At 35.3% G+C, this 19,841-nt stretch carries 14 protein-coding genes, 2 pseudogenes, 1 riboswitch and 1 other annotated feature; of the genes and pseudogenes, 3 read left to right on the forward strand and 13 right to left on the reverse strand.

The window, feature by feature from the left end:
• Nucleotides 1-3: 3 nt before the first annotated feature.
• The 8 genes and pseudogenes from queG to bsdE14_RS03265 all read right to left on the reverse strand — a co-directional run bounded on the left by queG (nucleotide 4) and on the right by bsdE14_RS03265 (nucleotide 8,659).
• Nucleotides 4-975, reverse strand: coding sequence for a tRNA epoxyqueuosine(34) reductase QueG (queG, locus tag bsdE14_RS03230; RefSeq protein WP_264848512.1), 972 nt, complete (start codon nucleotides 973-975; stop codon nucleotides 4-6).
• A gap of 117 nt (nucleotides 976-1,092) precedes the next feature.
• On the reverse strand, nucleotides 1,093-1,677 hold the full coding sequence (gene epsC / locus bsdE14_RS03235) for a serine O-acetyltransferase EpsC (RefSeq protein ID WP_264848513.1): 585 nt from the start codon (nucleotides 1,675-1,677) through the stop codon (nucleotides 1,093-1,095).
• Between the two features lie 97 nt (nucleotides 1,678-1,774).
• Nucleotides 1,775-2,686, reverse strand: coding sequence for a cysteine synthase A (gene cysK, locus bsdE14_RS03240; protein WP_264848514.1), 912 nt, complete (start codon nucleotides 2,684-2,686; stop codon nucleotides 1,775-1,777).
• Nucleotides 2,687-2,864: 178 nt separating this feature from the next.
• Nucleotides 2,865-3,105, reverse strand: a binding site (T-box leader).
• 123 nt (nucleotides 3,106-3,228) lie between these two features.
• Nucleotides 3,229-3,330: pseudogene (locus bsdE14_RS03245) on the reverse strand (cell wall hydrolase); the annotation flags it as partial.
• Nucleotides 3,331-3,582: 252 nt separating this feature from the next.
• Nucleotides 3,583-4,980, reverse strand: coding sequence for an L-arabinose isomerase (gene araA / locus bsdE14_RS03250; protein ID WP_264848515.1), 1,398 nt, complete (start codon nucleotides 4,978-4,980; stop codon nucleotides 3,583-3,585).
• Nucleotides 4,977-5,675: an L-ribulose-5-phosphate 4-epimerase gene (locus bsdE14_RS03255; RefSeq protein WP_264848516.1), complete on the reverse strand. Its 699-nt coding sequence runs from the start codon at nucleotides 5,673-5,675 to the stop codon at nucleotides 4,977-4,979. Before bsdE14_RS03255 ends, araA begins: the two co-directional genes overlap by 4 nt.
• Nucleotides 5,669-7,339: a ribulokinase gene (locus tag bsdE14_RS03260; protein ID WP_264848517.1), complete on the reverse strand. Its 1,671-nt coding sequence runs from the start codon at nucleotides 7,337-7,339 to the stop codon at nucleotides 5,669-5,671. The genes bsdE14_RS03255 and bsdE14_RS03260 overlap by 7 nt, the downstream gene beginning before the upstream one ends.
• Before the next feature lie 75 nt (nucleotides 7,340-7,414).
• On the reverse strand, nucleotides 7,415-8,659 hold the full coding sequence (locus bsdE14_RS03265) for a sn-glycerol-1-phosphate dehydrogenase (protein WP_264848518.1): 1,245 nt from the start codon (nucleotides 8,657-8,659) through the stop codon (nucleotides 7,415-7,417).
• Nucleotides 8,660-8,803: 144 nt separating this feature from the next.
• Between bsdE14_RS03265 and bsdE14_RS03270 the strand changes: the two genes are divergently transcribed.
• Nucleotides 8,804-9,664, forward strand: coding sequence for an AraC family transcriptional regulator (locus bsdE14_RS03270; RefSeq protein ID WP_264848519.1), 861 nt, complete (start codon nucleotides 8,804-8,806; stop codon nucleotides 9,662-9,664).
• A gap of 73 nt (nucleotides 9,665-9,737) precedes the next feature.
• Here bsdE14_RS03270 and bsdE14_RS03275 read toward each other — a convergent pair whose 3' ends face one another.
• Nucleotides 9,738-11,624, reverse strand: a complete 1,887-nt coding sequence (locus bsdE14_RS03275; protein ID WP_264848520.1) for an alpha/beta hydrolase — start codon at nucleotides 11,622-11,624, stop codon at nucleotides 9,738-9,740.
• A gap of 336 nt (nucleotides 11,625-11,960) precedes the next feature.
• Between bsdE14_RS03275 and bsdE14_RS03280 the strand changes: the two are divergent.
• A pseudogene (locus bsdE14_RS03280) lies at nucleotides 11,961-12,744 on the forward strand (transposase); the annotation flags it as partial.
• A gap of 280 nt (nucleotides 12,745-13,024) precedes the next feature.
• Here bsdE14_RS03280 and sleB read toward each other — a convergent pair.
• The 3 genes from sleB to bsdE14_RS03295 form a co-directional block, all read right to left on the reverse strand.
• On the reverse strand, nucleotides 13,025-13,756 hold the full coding sequence (gene sleB, locus bsdE14_RS03285; RefSeq protein ID WP_264848522.1) for a spore cortex-lytic enzyme: 732 nt from the start codon (nucleotides 13,754-13,756) through the stop codon (nucleotides 13,025-13,027).
• Nucleotides 13,757-13,989: 233 nt separating this feature from the next.
• A complete protein-coding gene (locus bsdE14_RS03290; RefSeq protein ID WP_264848523.1) occupies nucleotides 13,990-15,216 on the reverse strand; it encodes an Nramp family divalent metal transporter in 1,227 nt (408 codons plus the stop codon).
• Between the two features lie 15 nt (nucleotides 15,217-15,231).
• Nucleotides 15,232-16,494, reverse strand: a complete 1,263-nt coding sequence (locus bsdE14_RS03295; protein ID WP_264848524.1) for a magnesium transporter — start codon at nucleotides 16,492-16,494, stop codon at nucleotides 15,232-15,234.
• 261 nt (nucleotides 16,495-16,755) lie between these two features.
• Nucleotides 16,756-16,920: riboswitch (M-box (ykoK) riboswitch) on the reverse strand.
• Between the two features lie 321 nt (nucleotides 16,921-17,241).
• On the opposite strand from bsdE14_RS03295, the gene bsdE14_RS03300 reads away from it, so the two are divergent.
• A complete protein-coding gene (locus bsdE14_RS03300) occupies nucleotides 17,242-19,164 on the forward strand; it encodes a BMP family ABC transporter substrate-binding protein (RefSeq protein ID WP_264848525.1) in 1,923 nt (640 codons plus the stop codon).
• A 60-nt stretch (nucleotides 19,165-19,224) separates the two neighbouring features.
• Here the strand turns inward: bsdE14_RS03300 and bsdE14_RS03305 are convergent, their stop codons facing one another.
• The gene (locus bsdE14_RS03305) at nucleotides 19,225-19,815 is read right to left on the reverse strand and encodes a metallophosphoesterase family protein (RefSeq protein WP_264848526.1); all 591 of its coding nucleotides are present in this window, start codon (nucleotides 19,813-19,815) and stop codon (nucleotides 19,225-19,227) included.
• Between the last annotated feature and the right edge of the window lie 26 nt (nucleotides 19,816-19,841).

Raw genomic sequence — 19,841 nt, forward strand, 5'->3', positions numbered from 1 at the left:
ATATTATAGTTTGAAATAATTTAAAAGTCTATTATAATAATCCATTACGTATGGTGAATTTATCTTTCTAAAATCTATATTTTCAACTTTCTTTGACATAAGGTAAATCAAAGCATTCCTCTGCAATATTGCTTTACCTCTCCATCCACAGGAAGTAAGCTTATACTTAGCATTAAAATTTTTATTATCTATATAAACTAATTCTAATAAATTAGGATTTATCATATAGTCATTTGGCTTGAAGAGATTAATATTGGATTTTATTACGCTTTCATTATATGGGCATAACCTTTGACAGCTATCACACCCAAAAAGCCTTCCATTAAGTTTTGAAAACCAAAAATCCTCAATATGCTTTTTTTGGGTTATATAAGATAAACAAATATTAGAATGGCTACTACTTACAGCCTTTGTAGGGCATTGCTTAGCGCAAATGTTACAGTCTCCGCATCCATTTTCTAATGCCTTATCTTCTTCAAAATATAAATCAGTTATAATTTCTCCTAGAAACACGTAAGAACCATACTTTTGGGTTATTAACATATTATTCTTTCCTATGAAGCCAATACCAGAAAGCTTAGCGATATATCTCTCAGGCAATGCATTATTATCCACAAAATAAATTGCCCTTCCTCCTATGCTGTTTATAAAATTACATATTTGTTCAAGATACTTACTTACTACTTTGTGATAATCAGATCCCCAGGTATATTTAGAAAATCCTTCTTCAGAACTTATAATATCATCATAAGAATAAGGAAAAGCAATAGATATTATAGTTTTTCCTTCCTTCATATATAAGAAAGGGTTAACTCTTTTCTCCACATCCTTTTCCTCAAATTCATTTTCCAATTTGTCCAGTTTTCTTTCTAATAAATAAGGCCTAAGTTCTTCAAAAACTCTGCACCTTATAAACCCTAAAGTATCTATTCCAATACTATTACAAAAATCAATAATTGTGTTTTTGCAATCCATATTAAAAATTCCTCTTTCTCAATGAATTATAAAATTTATATAAAATCTTAAAAATTACTATTTTTATCTATTGTACACCTGTTTTTTATCCTTTGTAAAAGAAAATATCGCTATAAGCTATATAACCATATCATTATAAATATGCTTTTGTCTACCTTGATAATCTTTTATTTCAATAATTGTGCGAGCTCTTCTTCCTATAATCTTTGCTGGTATCCCCACTGCTGTAGCCCTAGAAGGCACATTTTCCAATACAACTGCATTAGCTCCAATTTTAGCATCATCCCCTATTGTTATCGGTCCTAATATTTTTGCTCCACTCCCTATTACCACATTATTCCCAACTGTAGGATGCCTTTTTCCCTTTTCCTTTCCAGTTCCACCAAGAGTGACACCATGATATATAGTTACATTATCTCCTATTTCTGCAGTTTCACCAATTACTACTCCCATACCATGATCAATAAATAGTCCCTTTCCTATTTTTGCACCTGGGTGTATCTCAATTCCAGTGAAAAATCTTGCTATTTGGGATATGGCTCTTGCTATAATAAACCATTTGTGCCTATAAAGCACATTTGCAATTCTATGATAAATTATAGCATGTATAGAAGGATATAATAACAATACCTCTACTCTACTCTTTGCAGCAGGATCATTTTTTAAAATGTTATCTATATCGTATTTTAATTTGGCAAACAATTTTATCACCACCCTTTTAAAAATAAATGCACAAGAACAAAATAAATGCCTTTAAGTTATATAGTCAAAGCCTCATTAGTCCTTGTGCTTAGATTAGTTACTCATAAAGTCCCATTGACAAATACTTTTCTCCTCCATCACAAGCAATTGTGACTACTTTAGAACCTTTTCCAAGTTTTTTAGCCATTTTTAAAGCTATAGCTACATTTGCTCCAGAAGATATCCCTATAAGCACGCCTTCTTTGCTAGCAACCAATCTTGCAGTTTCAAATGCCTCTTCTTCTGTAACTGTTACTATGTCATCTATTACATCCTTATTAAAGTTATCAGGCACAAAGCCAGCCCCTATACCTTGTATTTTATGTGGTCCTGGCTCTCCTCCAGATAAAACTGGAGACTTAGCTGGTTCAACTGCGACAACTTTAATTAATTTATTTATTTCCTTAAGTCTCTTTCCAACTCCACTTACAGTTCCACCTGTACCAACTGCTGATACGAATACATCTATATCCTTTAAATCTTCAACTATTTCTTCAGCTGTTGTTTCATAGTGCTTGTTAGGATTTGCGCTATTTATAAACTGCTGTGGAATATATATTCCTTTTCCTTCTTCAGAAATCTCTTGAGCCTTTGCTATTGCTCCTTTCATGCCTTTAGCACCTTCAGTTAAAACAAGCTCAGCTCCGTAAGCCTTAATCATACTTCTTCTTTCTAAACTCATTGTTTCAGGCATTACAATAATTACCTTATAACCCTTTAGTCTTCCTATCATAGATAGAGCAATACCTGTATTCCCGCTAGTAGGCTCTACGATTGTATCTCCAGCCTTTATTATTCCATCCTTTTCAGCCCTCTCAATCATACCAAGAGCAGCTCTATCCTTAACACTTCCTGCTGGATTTTTATTTTCAAGCTTTAAATATACTTCTCCCATATTTTCATCTATTAAGTTGTTAAGTTTAAGAATTGGTGTCTTACCAATCATTTCTAAAGCACTGTTATATATCATTTTCTTTTCTCCTCTCATTTTTTGCTTATATATAAAGTTGATCACTCTTTATATATTTAACATTCATCTAAATTCCATTTTCATTTCTAATTTTTGATAGTATACTATATAACCTGTAAAAAATTAAGCAAATTTTAATATGCCAAGGCAAATAAAAAAACTCCATCTCTTATATATATAAAGAGACGAAGTTGTTACTCCGCGGTTCCACTCTAATTGGACATAAGTCCCACCTTGTTCAAGCACCTGTATGCTCTATCTCTATAACGGGAGAATCCGATGTAACCTACTAGACAAAGGTCTTTCGGTACACTACTCCGAAGGGCACTTCATATAAGCTTCATATAGAAATCCTCTCAGCTGTGGATTTCCTCTCTGGATAATTCCCTTATATTACTTTCCTTCTTCACTGTATTTCCGACTGTTTTACTATGGATTATATATTTATTATATTACATTAATTATTTTTGTCAACTATGTTTCAAATAATTTATCAATTTAATTTAGTAAAATAGGAGCACACAATTGCGTTCCTTAAAATACTATTTACAAAATCTATGATTACCAATAACCTTTATTAAAGGTCGAGACCAAATCCATTGGTTAGTAATCTTTGCTGGATTATAATAGAATACAGCCCCACCGGGTTTTAAACATATGTACTTCCCTAATATGTAGTTTCTATTCGTCATACCAGAGTTTTGCCGCTGACTTCCTTCAGATTCCACTTCACGGTGGACACCCTTGTCTTAAGCTAACGGTTGGCACTATCAACCCCAGTATCGGACTTTCACCGACAAGATTACGCTCATGCCGGGCGCACATGATAATAGCGGTTTCAACACGAAACCGCTATTTAAATCAAAATGTCAGGTGCCAGCCAAGTGACATTTTCCTTACCTAATTAATATAAATTCTGTATCTGTAAGTTTTGCAAACATGGCAATGTCTTCACTTGTAAGGGCAGTAGAGACCACTGTATGATGTCCACCGCCAGCTTCCAGCCATGCTTTTACACCACTTTTGAAGTCCGGTTTAAGTTTCCACATTAGCCTAGCCACAGGGAGTTTTGGCATAGGCTTAGTTTGGCTTACAAGTTCTATTTCTGCACATATGAGCCTGAATCTGTCTCCCATATCCGTCATACATACAGCTACTGCATCTCCCTTAACTCCTTCAAAAACAAGGCGTGCAGGGGGTTCTTTTCCACCTATACCAAGAGGATGTACTTCTATTTGTGGCTTTGTAGCGGCAAATTCCGGGGAAACCTCCAGCATGTGAGCAGCCAGTACAAGCTCCTGTCCTTCTGTTAAGTCGTAGGTATAGTCTTCCATAAACCCAGTTGCTCCTTTTCTTCCTTCAGCCATTTTGTGCATAACTGATGTGAGGCAAGCAGTTTTATAGTCACCCTCTGCACCGAAACCTATTCCTCTTGCCATTTGCCTCTGAACAGCAATGCCTGGTAACTGCTTCAAACCGTATAGATCCTGAAATGTGTCTGTGAATGCAACAATACCGTTATTATCCAAAAATTTGTCCAGAGCAATTTCATATCGAGCCTGAACCTTTACGGATTCTGTATCCTTTTCAGACATATTGTAAAGTAACTTGTACTCATGAAGTTTTTTAGCAACTTCTGCTTCTGTAACAGCATCAGTTAGGGCAACAAGTTCACCGATGCCATAATAGTTGACTTCCCATCCATATTTTATCTGACTTTCAACCCTGTCTCCATCAGTAACAGCAACTTCACGCATATTATTTCCAAACATTGCAGCCTTAAGATTTTTAGAAAATGCCATAGCTTTAGCAACCTGTGCAAATCTTTGTATCTCACTGATGGTGCTTTTGTGCTTATAGTAACCTGCCACAACTTCATGCTTGATTCCAAGCCTAGATAGTATAAATCCAAATTCCCTGTCACCGTGAGCTGATTGATTGAGGTTCATAAAGTCCATGTCAATGGTATCATAGGGCAGTTTTTCATTATATTGTGTATGAAGGTGCAGTAAAGGCTTCGTAAGCAACTGGAGCCCCTTTATCCACATCTTAGCTGGTGAGAAAGTATGCATCCATGTAATGACGCCGATACAATCTTTGTCAACAGTAGCCTTCTGGCACACATCAACGATTTCTTCACTATTTCTAACCGTTGGTTGCCAAACAATTTCTGCGGTGTCACTAAGACACTGGTTAAGATACAAAGCAATATTCTTACTATCTTCAGCAACCTGATCTAATGTTTCTTTCCCATATAAATCTTGACTTCCTGTAATAAAATATAATCTATTCATTTCTTCTCCTTCTGCCCGTAATAAGCGTTTTTTCCGTGTTTGCGTTGGTAATGCTTGTCTAATAGGTACTGATCTATCATTTGGGTACTACCATCAAGGGTAAGCGTGTTAAATGCCATCCTTGCGCTTTCTTCTAGATATGCTGCATTCATCACCGCCGATATACTGTCCAGTCCCCAAATAAATGGTCCGTGGTTTGAGACAAGTATTGCAGGAACCTTCATGACATCCTTGTCTCCCAAGGTTTCAATAATAACCTTACCGGTATTCTTTTCATACTCTTTCTCAACCTCATCCTTAGTCAGTGCACGTGTGCAAGGAATATCCCCATAAAAATAATCTGCATGGGTAGTACCAAAAGCAGTAATCTGCTTTCTGCACTGGGCAAAACTAGTAGCATATCTGCTATGAGTATGTACCACTCCCCCTATTTCCTGATACTTTTTGTATAGCTCCAAATGTGTCGCAAGGTCAGATGAGGGACGTAAGCCACCTTCAATAATATTACCGTCCATATCTACCACTACCATATTGTTAAGTGATAACTTATCATAGTGAACGCCGCTTGGCTTGATTACCACCAGATTACTTTGCCTGTCAATACCACTAACATTTCCCCAAGTAAAGCAAACTAGGCCCAGTTCCTTTAGCAAGAGGTTTGCACTGAGAACTTTCTCCTTGAGCTCTTCTAACATCCTTCCACCTCCGACTTAATTTTTTTAAGGTGCTTCATGACGTTGTTTTCACCTGTACCGAAATAATCATGCAGTGTTAGATATTCTGCATACAGCTTGTCATAAATCGCAACATTTTTTTCAATAGGATAATATACTTTATCTGTCTTACCGATAGCCTTTGCACAATCTACAATGCTATCGTATCCACCTGCAGCCTTTCCTGCAGCCACTGCACCAAACATAGCAGCCCCCAGTGCAGGAGTCTGTGAACAGGCAGAGATTCTTATGGGCCTGTTTGTTACATCAGCATAAATCTGCATCATAAGACTATTTTTTGCCGCTATGCCTCCGCAGGCATACAATTCCTTAATAGGCACCTGCGATTTCTCAAAAGATTCGATTATTACTCTTGTACCATAGGCAGTTGCTTCTATAAGTGCCCTGTAGATTTCCTCAGGTTCAGTTTGAAGTGTCATGCCAAGCAACATACCTGTAAGATCTGTATCAACAAGAATACTACGGTTCCCATTCCACCAATCCAGTGCAATTAGGCCGCTCTGACCTGGTTTCAGCTGTGCCGCTTTGTCCGTTAAGTATTGGTGGACATCGAGGTTCTGTTCAAGGGCTTTTGAAAAGTAGTCCTGCTTTAGGAGGGTATTTACAAACCAGTCAAAATGGTCACCAACACAGCTTTGCCCAGCTTCATACCCAAAATAGCCCTCTATGACACCATCTTCAACTACTCCGCACATCCCTTTGACATATTTCTCTTCACTACCAAGAAGAATGTCACATGTGGATGTCCCCATTATCATTAGCATCTTGCCTTCATCGGTGACTCCCACTGCTGGTAAAGAAACATGGGCATCTACATTACCCACGGCCACTGCTACATTTGTGGTAAGTCCAAGCCGTGATGCCATTTCATCTGTCAGATAACCCTGCCTGCGGCCTATTGGCATTAATTCACCTTTTAATTTTTCTGCAACAATGTTTTCCATTTTGGGATTTAGAGCTTTAAAAAACTCTGTATCAGGGTAGCCATGCTTCTTGCTCCACATTGATTTGTATCCTGCTGTGCAGGTGTTTCTGACCATTTTGCCGCATAATTTCATAGGTATCCAATCTGCAGCTTCCATTAATGCATATGCGCTATCATAGATTTCTGGTGCTTCTTCAACAATCTGCATGATTTTAGGAACAAGCCATTCTGAAGAAATCTTACCTCCATAACGCTTTAAAAAGCTTTCATCACGCCCCGCAGCAATCATATTAAGCCTGTTTGCTTGCTCCTGTGCTGCGTGATGTTTCCAAAGTTTTACGTATGAATGAGGCTCCTCAGAGTATCTGTTAATCATACATAATGGCGTGCCGAATTGGTCTATTGGTAATATTGTACATGCTGTAAAATCAGTGGATATACCAATTACATCATTCTTATCCACACCGCTTTTTGCAATGACGCTGGGTATGGTCTCATATAGTACTTCCAGATAATCAGCAGGGTGTTGCAGCGCCCAATTTTCTGCCAGCTTTTTTCCGCTTGGCAGACACCTGTCCATTACACCGTGTGTATATTTTTTTTCAGCTTGTGAGACAATTTCGCCACTTTTAACATCCACCAGCACTGCCCTGCCGCTTAGGGTTCCATAGTCCACACCAATACTATATTTTTTACTCATATGTTCACCTATCCTTTCATTTATGTTGTTTCATAGAAATCAAGCATTTTCCGTAATCTTTTATTCTAAAAAAGTTTAAGGCACAATTATCTGCTTCATAATCCTTGCTAAAGTCAGTCTGTTTCGTACTAGAGGACAAAGAAAAACTAGTTGATTCTTTTTATTTTCATCAACTCCTATATCCTGCAGACTGCATTTCATACCAAGGCTTTCATAAAAACTTTGTAAAACATCTGGTTTAGGGATTGTATCTATTACCTGGCATATATCGCTCCATTTATCATGAATACTGCTTGGATTCAGCAGCATCAGGCAGTCTGATTTATTCTCTTCCAAAATACCATCTGTTAAGTTCCCAAAAAAAGAAAAAACATTTTCTTTTGTAATAGGCGTGAAGGAATAGTGTATCTTGTCCAAAGCTTTGTATTCGGCAAACCGGTGATATGCCTCAGACATGATGATTGTTCCAACACCTACCTTTTCTCCGTGAAGTGCCGTGCTACTTAGTCCCAGCGGCAAGGGATGCATTTCTATCAAGTGAGATATATGGTGCTCCGCACCAGAAGCTGGCCTGCTGTTTCCAAACACCTGCATAGCCAATCCACTGAGCAGTAAGCCATATATCAACTTTTCGTATGCATCAAAATTTCCTATTAGTATCTCTCTTGAGTAATTATTAATTATTTTCAACACCGATTCCATGGTTTCTGCTATTCTTTCAGTATATTTCTCCCCTATCAAAATATGAGCTATCTTCCAGTCGGCCAAAGCGATATATTTACCTAAAATGTCACCTATACCGCTTTTAGCCAGCCTAATTGGCGCTGCGGCAATGACACTAGTATCCGCCAGAACCAAGGTTGGAGCTACGGCTGGTAGAGTCTTTTTGCTACCGTTCCATGTCATTGCTGCAACATTAGAACAAAATCCATCTACGCTAGCTGCTGTAGGACAGGAAATCAGCTTCAGAGACCTTTTATATGCACAGCATCTGGCAATATCATGTATTGTTCCAGAACCCAAGGCCACAATGACCTTTACATCTGGATTTAATTTGTTCAATACTTCTCCCACAGCTTTTTCATCTGCTTGCAGTCCATCCGCAGCCAGTATAATCTCTTGATAAGCAGAAGGCCTCACAAGGTTATCTGCACAGAAGGTATTTGTATCATACAACGCCATTATGGGACCGTTTATGCCTAATTGCTTTATGTAACTGTCAAATTGAGAAAGGCATCCCTTTTCAATAACCATAAGTTCAGTTGTTATACAGCATCCAACGCCAAAAGCACGTAGCAAATCAGATTGATCAATTAACATGTTATAGCCATCCCTTTCCTTCCCTAATTCTATTAATAATTTATAATAAATTGTTTTACATTGAAAGCATTTTAATTGTTACTTATGGACATTTATTGCCCAATATGCTAACATTATTATATGAATTGGAGGTATTAAAGAAAAATGTTAGCCAAGTATGAAAAACGAAATTACAAAGGAGACGAGCTGACCTGGGTCGGTGTATATAAAAATCTGCACAACATATCACATTGGCACCTTGAGCATGAAATTATAGCTTGCCAGAATGGAAATGCCAGGATAATGATCACCGATAAACTTTTTATCATTCATGAGGGACAGTGCGTTATTTGCCCGGGAAGCAGTGTACATTATGTAGACGCTGACGAGGACTGTATTCTAATGGTCTGCCTTTTTGATAACCGCCTTACAAAAAACATTACTAATAACTATGAGCTCAAGACTCCTGTATATGAGGATAAATATGATACTATTAGCAAACTTGCGGCAATCCATAATGAGCTAATCTCCAAACTTCCATACTATACTGATAAGACAAATTCAATGCTCACTGATCTTGTTATAAACATCTTCAGAGGGGAAGAACTATCAGAAAATGGAACTATAAATCATGATTCTCTAATAAAATATAAAGAACTCCTGAACTGGATTGATAAAAATTTTGAATTTATCTCCTTCAGTGATGCTGCAGGTTTCATGAATCTGTCAGAAACATATTTTTCACGTTATTTTAAAAAAATATCTGGTATGACCTTCTCGCAATATTTAAACACTGTAAAAGTTGAAAAAGCTGTCAATATTCTGTCCACAGAACGCAATATACCTATGACTACTCTCATGAACAAATGCGGTTTCAATACCATTCGAAACTTTAACAGAACCTTTAAAGAAATCACCGGCTACTCTCCTAAACAGCTGCCAAACGGCTTTTCTCTTAATATAAGGTCGTTGCCAACTGTGCAGGACCCCTTTGACCCAACAATTGATTCTTCAATATTGTTGTAATGAGACAATAAACAAAAAGTATATGCCGCCGCACTTATTAATTAGTGAGGCGGCATTAATTATATGGTATAACTTATGAAATTATACTTGTGTTTATACTTACCTGTGTAATAATCATCATTGAGTACAATAAGCTAATTGTAAAGGAACCAAGATATATATTTCCAGTTTCTTTGAAATACTTTCTTGTAATAATTGTAGCAACAGGTACTTGTACAAGGAATGGGAAAAGATTAATAGTACGCATTGCATTATATGGGAATATACCAGTTCTAGCATACGTAAAGTACTGAATGAATATTACAACTGCTATTCCACCAATGTTAGCAATGCAGCTAATAAGTGTTATAAGCCATTCTGGCATACCTTCCACTCTGTTTCCACCATCCACAAGCATGGAGTTAATAAGATAGAAAATTGCAAAAGCAGGGAAATAAGCAATAAGGAACAATACCTTGTCTTTGCTGAATACACGCATTGCAATAAGCCATATACGAAAATCTGTAGTGAAGAAAAAGTCAGCAGTAAATAAAATTAAATATGCAACTCCAAATGTCATCACTGCTAAAAGTAAACTCTTCCAAAGAGCTTTCGGTGAAATTTTAATTCCCCAGCTATCTGTCTTTGCTCCAAATTTTTTACCGAATATGAAGTAGTTAAATAAGAATATTGCAAGAATGCATAATGAAGAAATAACTGCCCAACCTGCAATTTCATTTACAGATCCTTCACCAAACCACTTGGTTACAGTAACTGGTGTAAATGACTGCTTACCAATCCAGTAATGCATAACTGGCATAGCAAGTATACCAGGAATTGCCATACATACTACCCATGAAATCCAATAAACCAGCTTTTTCTTTGTTGTATCTAGTGCTGGTGCAGCAGGTGCTGCATTCTTGGCTTTCAGTTCTGAAAAATATGGTACTGTGTTCATTATCCATTTTGCAAATGGAAATAAGAACAAAAGAACACCAACTAAACCAAGAAAGTTAAAAAACTGTTTCCACTGCCATACCTGATTATTAGGGTCTATTTTTTCATGACCAGCAGGAACACCTAAAGAATCATAGAAGAAGCTAACAGCATCAGCTGCACTTTGTGATGAAAAAATCTCTTGAGGATGGTCTGCAGATATCTGGTAAAAAACTCTGCTGCATTCTTTACCGTTAATCTGGCCTTTATAAATCTTTCCGTTCTCCACAGGCCCTTGAGCACTGCTGTCCACCTGCTTTACAAAATCTAAAGCAGCCTTGCTTTGTAAAATTTTCGCAGGGTCATTATTGACATCCTTTTGTTTAAAGAAGAATTCATCATATTTTCCTGCAATAACACCCCAATTTGCATCTGCTAAAACAGGTTTGTCAACTCCTTTAAAAGTATATGGAATGTATGAAGGATCATATCCTATCTCTAAGCAAGCAGCTATTTTGTTCTTTCCTAGTCCACGAGCTTCTTGCTCAACATAATGCTGCAATGTACTGGTAACAATAGCCGCTCCCATAGAGTGCCCTGCTATACCAATTTTATCAGTATCTACTATATTAAGACTGTTACATACATAGTCTATGACAGAAATCACGTTATTGAATGCTTCAGTAGGTGGCACAACGTCACGAGCAGTTGATGATCCATGACCATAGGCATCAGTTGAAATAACTATATATCCACGACGGGATAGTTCCACCATATTCATGTCCTGCATTTCAAGGTTATGCTGACTTCCATGTTGAACTACTACCATTGGCAGTTTATTTTTGGTACTTGCATCTTTTGGTATATACATTTGACCATTAATTTCATATCCACCGCTGACAACAAGTTTAAAACGACGTACTTTTATTGATGTACCAGAAGTCTGAACCAGAAATGCGCCTATCATACTGATTAACATACATGCCAGCGCAATACAAAGCCAATTTCTGAATGTTAGACGTTTTTTCTTTTTTATTTGTTCCATACTTTACACCCCTTCTAACAATTAGTTAGTTATGATCTAGATTCCCCCAATTTTCTTTACACTGCACCTCCTTTTATTCCGAAAAGCAAGAGTTAAGTATATAGTAACTGTAAATATTAAAAAGTCGTTTCATACTTTACTCAGGTTAATCGATTACACGCACCGGCCGCGCTCTTATTCTTTGCTTATACTAGTACTTTACAACAAAGCATTATGTATTGAAAGCATTTTATTTGTCAATTATGGACATTTATTGTCTTTTATATCAATAAGACCTTAACAAGTTAATATTTTAAGGAATTATTTTAGCCAAAAGTAAGTATATCACGTGCCAGCCAAGTGACAAGTGACATTCAACATTATATCAATCGATTTCTATCCTTTGCGAGGATACTGGATCCGAAATCAAAACTCGGAACATTTGACAGACTGGGGACTTATTATGAAAAACCTTCGTTTGAATATCATCAGCTTCTGCGTTTTATGGATATCCTTGAGGAAAACTACGGCAGTTATCTAGAGCACCTGTTTTTAAACATTGGAAACATCATAAAAAGAAACACCTCTGTATGCTATTTCGATTGTACAAACTATTACTTCGAGGCAGAAGATGAAGACGATGAATATCACGAAGATGTTCAAAAATAAGCAGTTTATTTACTGCTCAGATGAAGGACTTGGTTCTCTTAACATTAGAAAATATAATTCCATGGGTGGCCGAGCATTCATTGTAACGCAGTCCATCAAGAAACTTTCTAACAAGCTGCAGGAAGCTGTCTTTAACGACTATGCTTTCCAAAGGCTTTCCAATGATGCTCCCATAGCGATAAAATTTATGAAGGAGTTCCACCGGTTCGAAAAGGATAATCTAACACTTTATAATGATATTATTTATAAGATACTAGATGCGGACAGTGCTGTGGATGTCGGGCTGTACGAGGAAAAGGTCTTTAAGAACAGAAAGTCCAAGATGGTTAAATCCAAAGCAGTTCTTAAGCAGAAAATTATTGTAACTTTCTCTAGAAAAATGATGGAATACCAGCGTCACATAAGAAACGCGCAGATAGAAAGGGCAAAAAATATACTCTACACCAGAAATGTAGCAGATATAAAATATGGTAGCCAGGTATGTACTTCCCTAAATGGAGTATTTGATTTAGTATTGGATAAAAAATATTATCTCTCAAAAGATCTAAATAAAAAAATTTAAAAATTATCAAAGCAAGATTTTCATACAACATTTTTTAATATAAAAAGAGAAGAAAACCCACTGTTTACAGGAGGTCACTTCTCTTTATCCTTTTACATGTGTCGAAAACGGAATTTTGTCAACTATCCTATAAAAAATTTAACAATTTAATTTAATAAAATAAGAGCACAAATATGTGCTCCATAAAATTTTATTTGCAAAACCTATGATTACCTATTACTTTTATTACTGGTCTTGACCATATCCATTGATTTGTAGTTTTTGCAGGATTATAGTAGAATACGGCTCCACCAGAAGGATCCCAACCATTTAGCGCATCTCTGGCAGCTTTTATTGAACTTGGATATATTTCAGCGTTAATTTGCCCATCTACTATTGCTGTGAATGCTCCTGGCTGATATATAACCCCAGCTACTGTGTTAGGAAACCTTGGATCTCTTACTCTATTCATAATAACTGCCCCTACTGCTACCTGTCCTTCATATGGTTCTCCTCTAGCCTCACCATTTATGAGCCTTGATAAAAGAGTTACATCATTGTTATTAGATTGATACTGTGTATTTCCACCTTGGGCAGCCGCAGCTGTTCCCTCTGAGTACTGTCCTGCATTTATTCCAAGTGCAGTTAATGTTCTATTTCCAGCTATGCCATCCGCGGTTAGGCCATTTGCCGCTTGAAAATTTTTAACACCTAAATAAGTTCCATATCCATACGCTCCATCTAAACTGCCAGTATAATACCCCCATGCCTTTAGTCTTCTTTGAATTTCTACAACAATATTGCCACTGGAGCCATATTTGTATACCACAGCCTTTACAGCTCTATTATAAGGCTCGAAGTAGAAAGTAGTTGCAGCATATGTAATTAAAATAACTGACAGATATAATGCTATTTTTTTAAAGCTAAATACCTTCTTAAACACAAAATCACCTCCTTATATTTTGTATATGAGCACCATTTCCATGGCTCATAATATCTGCAAATATTCCAAACAATTTAGACTCTTTTCTAGTATTAAGGCCTTTTATCATTTTCATATGTATTTTGTGCTTATATAAAAAAAAAATACATCCATTAATACTGAATGTAAAATAAAAGCATAGCTTTATCTTATAAAAAATAAGTTCTACAGTGCCTTAACACTGTAGAACTTATTTACATAAATGTTCCAATAAAAGCGGCAATGGTTAAAATAATTATCAATGCTACTGTACCCTTTGCAATTAAGTTTTGAAGTGTACTGTTCACGTATTCTCCCATAACCTCTTTGTCATTCACTAAATTGAGCATAAATATAAGAACTACCGGACATAATACCCCTGCAATCTGCTGTGTTACTAAAATAATTGATATTAATGATACCTTTGGAATAAGCACCACTACAGCACTTGTAATTATCATAAATAAGAATAAACCAAAGAATACTGGTGCTTCCTTAATTTTGTTATTAAGTCCACTTTCAAAACCAAATGCCTCACATACTGCATAGGAAGTTGACAATGGAATTATACAGCATGCTAAAAATGAAGCTCCAAATAATCCTACTGCAAATAAAATAAATGAATAATTCCCAGCAAGAGGGCCTAGTGCGGATGCAGCATCTTGTGCTGTATCTATAAGGATACCTGCCTTATGTAGTGTTTCTGCAGTACATACCGTTATAAATAGGGCTGTAAGTATTCCCCATACAGTTCCAAGATACACATCTAACTTTTCATATTTATAATCCTTAAGGGATATCCCTTTATCTACTATTGAAGATTGCAGATAAAACTGCATATAAGGAGTAATAGTAGTTCCAACCATTCCAATTAAAGTCAAAAAATAATCCTTTGTCATTGGTGCATTAGGTTTTACAATGCTTAAAGCTACATTGCCCCAATTAGGTTTTACTAAAAAGGCTGTTATGACATAGCTAAAAAAAGTTAACGTGAGGCCTAAAAACACCTTTTCAGCAGTAGAATAGTTTCCTTTAGTCATTATAAACCATATAAAAAATGTAATCATTGGTATTGAAATATATTTACTAATCTTAAATAACTCTAAACTTGCTGCAATTCCAGCAAAGTCACCAATGCAAACTCCAAGATTAGCAATTATAAGAACTAACATAGCAAAGAATGCCCACTTTACACCAAATCTTTCCCTTATCAAATCTGAAAGCCCTTTTCCAGTAACAATGGCCATTCTTGCATTCATTTCTTGAACTACTGCAAGCCCTATACCAATAGCAAACAATCCCCATAGCATGGAGTATCCGTAATGTGCACCAACTACAGAGTAGGTTGTAACCCCTCCAGCATCATTTCCAGCATTTGCAGTTATAAGCCCAGGTCCTAAAATACTTAAAATAAATAAAAACTTGTTCCAATTCTTTTTCATAGGTACACCTTCTCTCTAGCTTACTTTCTTAGAGCTTCTTCTCCATGTAGGCATTAGTACTTCATCAATAATATCGCTCATAATTACTATTCCACATAATTTATCATTTTCATCTACAACAGGAAGAGAAAGAAGGTTATATTTTACTGCCGTTTCTATACTATCTTCTATACTTTCATAATCTCTTACTTTAATTACACTGTCATCCATGATTTCCTTCAGCTTGCTGCTAGGAGGTGCAACTACAAGATTTCTCAACGAAACTACTCCTTGAAGTTTTTCTTTATCATCAATAAGATAAATATAATAAGCAACCTCTGCTTCAGGTTTAAGTTCTCTTAAAAGTTCAATAGTTTCTTGAGTTGAAATATTCACATTGAAGCATATAAAATCCTTATTCATTATGCTTCCCACAGTCTCTTCTTCATACTCCATAAGAGTTCTAACTTCGTCAGCATCTTCTTTTTCAAGATTCATCAATATCTTTTCTGCAGTCTCCTCATCCACTTCATCTAATATATCAGCAATTTCATCATTAGGCATGCTGTCAAGAACTTCTGCTGCCTTTGATTGACTCATTGCTTCCAAAATATCTGCTTGAATCTCTGGCTCAATTTCTTCTAGAGTATCCGCAGCCAAGTTTTCATCAAGACTTTCAAATACTTTATTTCTATAATTAACATCCATTTCTTCAAGAATATCTGCTAAATCCGCTGGGTGCAATTTAGACAGTTTTTTATATGGTACTGCTAATTTCAAATTATCATTAACCATCTCTAAAGATTCAACATTATCCCACATTATAAGGCTGTCTGAAGCTTTTTTATTCATAAAGGAATAGATTCCTTTTAAAGCATTCTCCACGCCTAACCTTCTTCCTAAAGCCATTACTCCTGTATCTACAGCAACTACTCTAAGCTCACCAGCTATTTCGCTTATTCTTAAATCATTGACCCTTACTAGCTTCTTACCATTTATATCTACAATTTGTTTATCCAAAAGATGCTTGGATAGAAGATAGGAATAATCTCTTGGAATTATTTCCTTTGCATCTTTAACTTTTATCTCTATTTTTCCATCAACTTTGTAAAAATTAATATGTCTAAATTCGCAGCTTATCATTTCACTAGCTGTTTTAACTTTATAACCAATTATTTTTGGATATCCATCTTCAGTGGTTACGTAAGCATCCCATAGCTTTCCTAAAACATCTCCATCTTCATCATAAACCTTCTTATAAAGAACTTTGCTTAGAAAAAAACTAACTAATCTTTCCATAATATTCCTCCTTTTTCCGTACAGAGGAAAATCTATCCGTGGAAAGCAATAGGTATTTTTCAATTTGCTTTATACAATTCCACTATCTAGATTGCATGCTTATAAAACGGACAAATGTCCCTCTGTACTGTATTAAATTGTCAATCGTATCTGAGCTCCCACTTTGAGGGCCACCTTCCATTAAACTCACCACCTATAATAAAAATTATTCTCAAAATAGAAACAAAACAAAAAAGAGCATAACAAAGGCTCCTAAAATCAACTGAAATTTTTTCGTTGAGTTTTAGCACTATACAGCTTTAGACATTGTCCAGCTACATTAAGTAAAACCTTAATTCGGTAGTACCTGTTGACCCATTGGCATCTCTCGATGTTTCCGGGCAGTAGCGTATATCCATATAGGAGCCTCACCTAACAAATTATATTCTCTTTACACTATAAATTATATTATAAAATTCTTGAAATGCAACTATATTTCACAAATTTTAATCAAAAATCTTTATTATTTTATATTATTTCAGTATTCTTAGGTATTATACTCTGTTTGCTCTTAAAACATTCTGTTTTTACAGTTTTAGAGTAAACTTATTTCTTTAAGACAAAATGCATTTATCTTCTCATGGTATATTATATATCAAAGAAAATTTATTTTTTATTTTTTTACATTTTGGATATAATTTTTGTATAAATGCCTAATTTTTTTGTGATATACTTTAAATAATATATTGAATTTTTTGAGGTGCAAATATGAAAGAAAATTCTGGTAGAGAATTTTTTGAACAGGCTAGAAAGCTTGGACTTAAAGAATACAACAAAAATATTTCAAGAGGTGAAATTGGTTATCTCACATCTCTTGAAGGAATAGTTAAAAATACAGAAATAGTATCCCATGTTGATTTGGGCTTAATTGAAATACCCTTAAAAAAAATTATTGGAACCTATACGCATTTGAGAAGCTTATCCTTTGCTAAAAACTTTATGCCTATCATAGAAGCAGGTACTGAATTTGAAAAAAAATGGTCTGCACTCTGTGAAGCACATCTGGATGAAGGTATTAAACATTCAATTAAGGTATATGAATATATGAACTTCTTTTACGTGATAGAAGGTAATAAACGGGTAAGTGTTTTGAAATTTTTCGATGCCTATTCAATATCTGCTAAAGTTACTAGACTTATACCTAAAAAGGATGAAGCAAATAAAGATATACGCATTTATTACGAATTCTTAGAGTTTAATAAAATAACGGGTCTCAACTCTATTTGGTTTTCATCAGAGGGCAGCTTTAAAACTTTGCTTCACTATTTGGATCAGTTAGACCCTAATATATCAGACTTTCATGATAAATATAAATATTTTGAAGTATATATATACAATAGTTTTAGAGATATTTACCTAAATGCAGGTGGTGATGAGTTACCTATTACTACCGGTGATGCTTTCTTAGAGTATATTAAAATTTATGGTCTTCCACATAAAATAAATTCAGATGATCTTTCCTCAAGTATGAAAGAATTTATTAAAGAACTGGCAGCCCTAAATAACAGTAAAGAAATAGATATTCTCACGTCTCCATTGGAGAATTCTCAAAACAGGATGCTTTCTACTCTAACCTCTTTAGTTATACCTAAGAAAAAACTAAGAGTTGCATTTGCATATGCAAGAAAAATAGAGAGTTCTGGATGGACTTATGCTCATGAACTAGGAAGGCGGCATATTGAAAAGGTGCTGCGTGATCAAGTATCAACTACTTATGTAGAAAATGTCCCTGAAGATGAAAGAGCATATGACGTATTCGAAATTCTTGCAGAAAGCGGCTATGATATTATCTTCACTACAAGCCCTATTTATTTTAATGCTACTTTAAAATGTTCCTTGGAGTATCCACATGTTAAATTTTTTAACTGCTCTGGAGCAAATCCATATACTCATGTAAGTAACTATTATGGTCGTACTTATGAGCCTAGGTTTTTAACAGGAATTATAGCAGGAGCAATGACTCAAAGGAACATTTTGGGATATGTTGGTACTAGTGTTAATCCTGAAGTTATAAGTTCAATAAATGCCTTTGCTCTTGGAGCAAAAATGGTTAATCCCTATGCTAAAGTCAAGGTAGCGTGGACAAATGAATGGAACAGCAGAATAAAATTCAATGATGCAGGTAATAAACTGATTAAACTAGGTGCAGACATCATTTGCAATAGAACATTAGATGTACCCCATCCAGTATCCACTGACTATGGTGTTTATTCGATGCTCTGCAGCATTGATAAAAAACGTGGAGTTCCTGATAAATATTTAGCTACTCCTATATGGAATTGGGGAATATTCTATGAAAAAATACTTAGAAACATTTTAAACGATACCTTTAAGACCATAGTTGATATGTTTAGTAGTAATTCGCAGCTTATAAACTTTTGGTGGGGCATAGATACTGGTGTGGTAGATATCTTTTACTCTGATGAGGAAGTTCCTAAAGATACTCAAAAGCTAGTAAACCTTTTAAAAACTATGATAATAACAGGTGCTTACCATCCATTTACAGGTCCTATTTTAGATCAGCAAGGAAATATAAGAATAAGCCCAAATGAATCAGCCTCACATGAAGAAATTTTGTCAATGAACTGGTTTGTAGACAATGTTATAGTAGAAGATTACAATAATCAATAATTATTTTTATTTAATCTTATGTAAGTAAGGAGTCTCAAACTGAGACTCCTTATAAATTATTTAATATTCAACAATATAATATTCAAAGGCATTAACTATTTTAGTAGTGCCATGCTGTAGTATTCTTGGTTTTAAACCATAGTTAAGATGCTGATGTCCATGAAAAAAATATTTTGGGGAATACTTGTTAAGCAGATCATTAAAGCACTTAAATCCTATATGACATAAATCTTTACCGTCTCCATATCCATAAGAAGGAGAATGGGTAACTAATATATCAAAGCCTTTATTCCACCATAACTTAGCTTTTAACTTGAATATTCTTTTCTTCATTTCTTTTTCTGTATATTGATAATTTCCTGCAGCATTATATCTCATACTTCCACCGAGCCCAAGTATTCTTACACCTTTATACACTACAAGCTTTCCATCAATGGATTCACAACCCTCAGGCGGACTCTTTAAATATTTTTCATTATGATTTCCCGGAACATAATACAAAGGAGCCTTAATCATTGTAACCAAAAAAGATAGGTAGTCCACTTTAAGATCTCCACAAGAAATTATTAAATCTATATCATTAAATTTATCTGGCTGAAAAAAGTCCCATAAATATGGTGTTTCAACATCAGATACCAGTAAAATCTTCAACTCTATTCCCACTTTCATTTGTTTAA

Origin of the sequence: Clostridium omnivorum (assembly GCF_026012015.1) — a bacterium.
Taxonomy (GTDB): domain Bacteria; phylum Bacillota; class Clostridia; order Clostridiales; family Clostridiaceae; genus Clostridium_AX; species Clostridium_AX omnivorum.

What these genes read in the sequence shown, in the direction of transcription:
- queG (WP_264848512.1), bottom strand. Translation starts at nt 975, where the DNA reads ATGGATTGCAAAAACACAATTATTGATTTTTGTAATAGTATTGGAATA.
- cysK (WP_264848514.1), bottom strand. Translation starts at nt 2,686, where the DNA reads ATGATATATAACAGTGCTTTAGAAATGATTGGTAAGACACCAATTCTT.
- araA (WP_264848515.1), bottom strand. Translation starts at nt 4,980, where the DNA reads ATGAATAGATTATATTTTATTACAGGAAGTCAAGATTTATATGGGAAA.
- bsdE14_RS03255 (WP_264848516.1), bottom strand. Translation starts at nt 5,675, where the DNA reads ATGTTAGAAGAGCTCAAGGAGAAAGTTCTCAGTGCAAACCTCTTGCTA.
- bsdE14_RS03260 (WP_264848517.1), bottom strand. Translation starts at nt 7,339, where the DNA reads ATGAGTAAAAAATATAGTATTGGTGTGGACTATGGAACCCTAAGCGGC.
- bsdE14_RS03265 (WP_264848518.1), bottom strand. Translation starts at nt 8,659, where the DNA reads ATGTTAATTGATCAATCTGATTTGCTACGTGCTTTTGGCGTTGGATGC.
- bsdE14_RS03270 (WP_264848519.1), top strand. Translation starts at nt 8,804, where the DNA reads ATGTTAGCCAAGTATGAAAAACGAAATTACAAAGGAGACGAGCTGACC.
- bsdE14_RS03275 (WP_264848520.1), bottom strand. Translation starts at nt 11,624, where the DNA reads ATGGAACAAATAAAAAAGAAAAAACGTCTAACATTCAGAAATTGGCTT.
- bsdE14_RS03290 (WP_264848523.1), bottom strand. Translation starts at nt 15,216, where the DNA reads ATGAAAAAGAATTGGAACAAGTTTTTATTTATTTTAAGTATTTTAGGA.
- bsdE14_RS03295 (WP_264848524.1), bottom strand. Translation starts at nt 16,494, where the DNA reads ATGGAAAGATTAGTTAGTTTTTTTCTAAGCAAAGTTCTTTATAAGAAG.
- bsdE14_RS03300 (WP_264848525.1), top strand. Translation starts at nt 17,242, where the DNA reads ATGAAAGAAAATTCTGGTAGAGAATTTTTTGAACAGGCTAGAAAGCTT.